This window comes from Allosediminivita pacifica (assembly GCF_003054175.1).
GTDB classification, from domain to species: Bacteria; Pseudomonadota; Alphaproteobacteria; order Rhodobacterales; family Rhodobacteraceae; genus Allosediminivita; species Allosediminivita pacifica.
This window is the reverse complement of sequence record NZ_QBKN01000080.1, coordinates 1-2,219: the sequence shown is the minus strand read 5'-3', so window position 1 is coordinate 2,219 and position 2,219 is coordinate 1. Positions and strand designations below refer to the sequence as shown.

The following is a 2,219-nucleotide window of genomic DNA, read 5'->3' as shown; positions in this document are numbered from 1 at the left end:
GACCAAGGATCAGAAGACCGGCGAGGAAGTCGAACGGCAGGGACACCGTCGCCTCTGGGACGCCAGGGACATCGAGCGCGAAGCACAGCCACAGCGCGCGGCACCGGAGAAATCTGCGGCGCAAACAACCACCGAGGAAAAGCCGATGGCCGACAAGCAACGCGAGCAGGACACAAAATCAGATCGGCTCGAAGACCGCATCAAACGATACGAACCCGGCGACCATGCGGTCAAAGGACCAGCCAGCGTTCTGGCCCACATGGACGCGCGGCTCCGGGCTGAAGGGGTTTCGGAGAAAGATCGCGAGACTGCCCGCGACCATGCCGCCAAGCTGCTATCCCAAGGGATGAAGGCCGGAAGGCAGGTCCCGGTCCAGAAACTCGCCAACGTGACCAAGGAACAAGAGGCTCAAGTGACGGAAAAGCAAAGGCAAGACCCAAACAGGGATTACGAAGGGAAAAGCGCGCGTAGCTCTAGGGACAGATAAAAACACGACTCCCCTTCGGCAAAGACCGTCTGTTCATAGGTATAAAAGATGCACATGTGCGAGAAGGCAACATCAGGCGCTAATTTTCAAGCGCCACATGGCCTCTTCCGAACAAGACAGTTCGGCCCCCTTCAGGCGAGTTAACTTTACGCGAAAACCATCATGTGAAAGGTCATAGCGAATGTTGTGCTCCTGTGCGTCTAGCCGTTCTTCTGTCCAGAAGCGCTTAACAGTGCTATCGCTGCGGATACCAAAGAGAACGCTGCGCAACCCATTGCAGAAGAAGGGGCCAATCGTGTCCGCGAGGTCCAACTTCGCAGATCGGCTTCGGAACAGGCACACGCCGTCGGCACCGTAGAGCGTCAGAACCGGACGAGGTGGCCAACCAGTCCAGATATTCATCTCAGCTTCATCAAGACTCATTGCTCTCACTCCTTGATCTTGATGCGCACCGCGCTGATGGGTTTTCCCAGTGCGTTGGCGATCAGCATCCTGTGAGCTTCGATCACGTCCTCTTCTTCGAGCTCGACAATTTCTTCATCGATATCGATGCGATCAATTTGCCCCATGGCAGCTTGGCCAATCTGGACGCGGCTAGTCCAAAACTCGAACCGACTTTCAGCACCTCTGCGACCCACGATGAAGCGACCGAGTTTCAGTTCATCAAGACTCTTCATTACAGAGATCACATCTTGACGGCTCACAATCATCTCTTCGTTGATGTTTTCTCGGCCCCATTTGGTGGCACCCCGCTCCGCAAGCTCGACTTGAGCATTTTCCGCGTTTCGCGTGTATTCCGAGAGCCATCCCAAAAAAGCATGCGTGGTATCGTCTTCTGACACCATGCGCCTCAGTTCCTTCATAACAGACTTGGACTCCAAATTCATAACCCCCTTATGTCACATAAGGGACTATAAACAGAAGTCGTGGCTCGTCAATCTCTTTTCCCCCTTAAAAAATAAAAGAAGCATAAGGAAAATAACCCGTAGCGTATGGGAAATCCGCCTGCCCAGAAAAACTATCGCTGCCGGTCCCCCCTCTTAGTCTTGCTTCGATCCTTCAAAAGATCATGCTCTACGCTACGCGCCTTCGTTCCCTTGACCGTCTTGTCCCGCTTCACTTGATCGCCAGTCCGCAGAGACCGAGCCATCTCGGCACGTTGTGTGGTCGTCTCGGTCAATCGCGCCGCGAACCGTTTGGTTTCCCGCGCCAGGTCACGGTCCTTCGGGTCTGCTGATCCAGCCAAGATCGTTGCGGCTTGGTCATAGGTCGCCATCACCCTGTTGCGCCGCGCGATCAACGCGTCATCCCATGCCTTCTGCGGCAAGCGACCACCGTTGTCTTCGAGATCGCGCCGGACCTGGCGCATCTTCCGTGCATCAGCCAAAGGCTTACCGCCCCGTTGCCTGATCTTGTAGACCGGCGTCACCTCTCCCCGGCGCGTCACGCCTCTGGCATGGCGGGGGGTGGATTCCGCCTCGATCCCGCGTGTCCGCAGCTTCTCGGCAAACGTGTCCCGCAGGCGTTGTAGATCGGCTTTCCGCAAGTTCAGCTTCTGACCGTCTTCGCCAACGGTGCGCAGTGTCAGGTGCACATGAGGGTGCTGCGTATCCGTGTGCAGGGCCATCGCGTAGTCGTGCCGCCCTTGAAACTCCTGCCTTGCCAGAGCCCTGACCGCGTCTTTCACCGCTTCCGCATTTGCCGTGCCGGGCATCGAGAACACGATGCTGGT

Annotated in this window: 3 protein-coding genes and 1 pseudogene; 1 reads left to right on the top strand and 3 read right to left on the bottom strand. The window is 56.6% G+C overall.

From position 1 onward, the window contains the following. Positions 1-487: pseudogene (locus tag C8N44_RS23520) on the top strand (hypothetical protein); the annotation flags it as partial. A 72-nt stretch (positions 488-559) separates the two neighbouring features. On the opposite strand, the gene C8N44_RS22960 reads toward C8N44_RS23520, so the two are convergent. From C8N44_RS22960 to C8N44_RS22950, 3 genes are all read right to left on the bottom strand, one after another. After that, positions 560-910, bottom strand: a complete 351-nt coding sequence (locus C8N44_RS22960; RefSeq protein WP_107978997.1) for a hypothetical protein — start codon at positions 908-910, stop codon at positions 560-562. A gap of 5 nt (positions 911-915) precedes the next feature. Beyond that, positions 916-1,332, bottom strand: coding sequence for a hypothetical protein (locus tag C8N44_RS22955; protein ID WP_107978996.1), 417 nt, complete (start codon positions 1,330-1,332; stop codon positions 916-918). Positions 1,333-1,505: 173 nt separating this feature from the next. Beyond that, positions 1,506-2,219: relaxase/mobilization nuclease domain-containing protein (locus C8N44_RS22950; protein ID WP_245413009.1), on the bottom strand; the 714-nt coding region annotated here is incomplete at its 5' end.

Bases quoted from the DNA above. Each gene is read 5' to 3' on its own strand.
- C8N44_RS22960 (WP_107978997.1), bottom strand. From the start codon at position 910: ATGAGTCTTGATGAAGCTGAGATGAATATCTGGACTGGTTGGCCACCT.
- C8N44_RS22955 (WP_107978996.1), bottom strand. From the start codon at position 1,332: ATGGTGTCAGAAGACGATACCACGCATGCTTTTTTGGGATGGCTCTCG.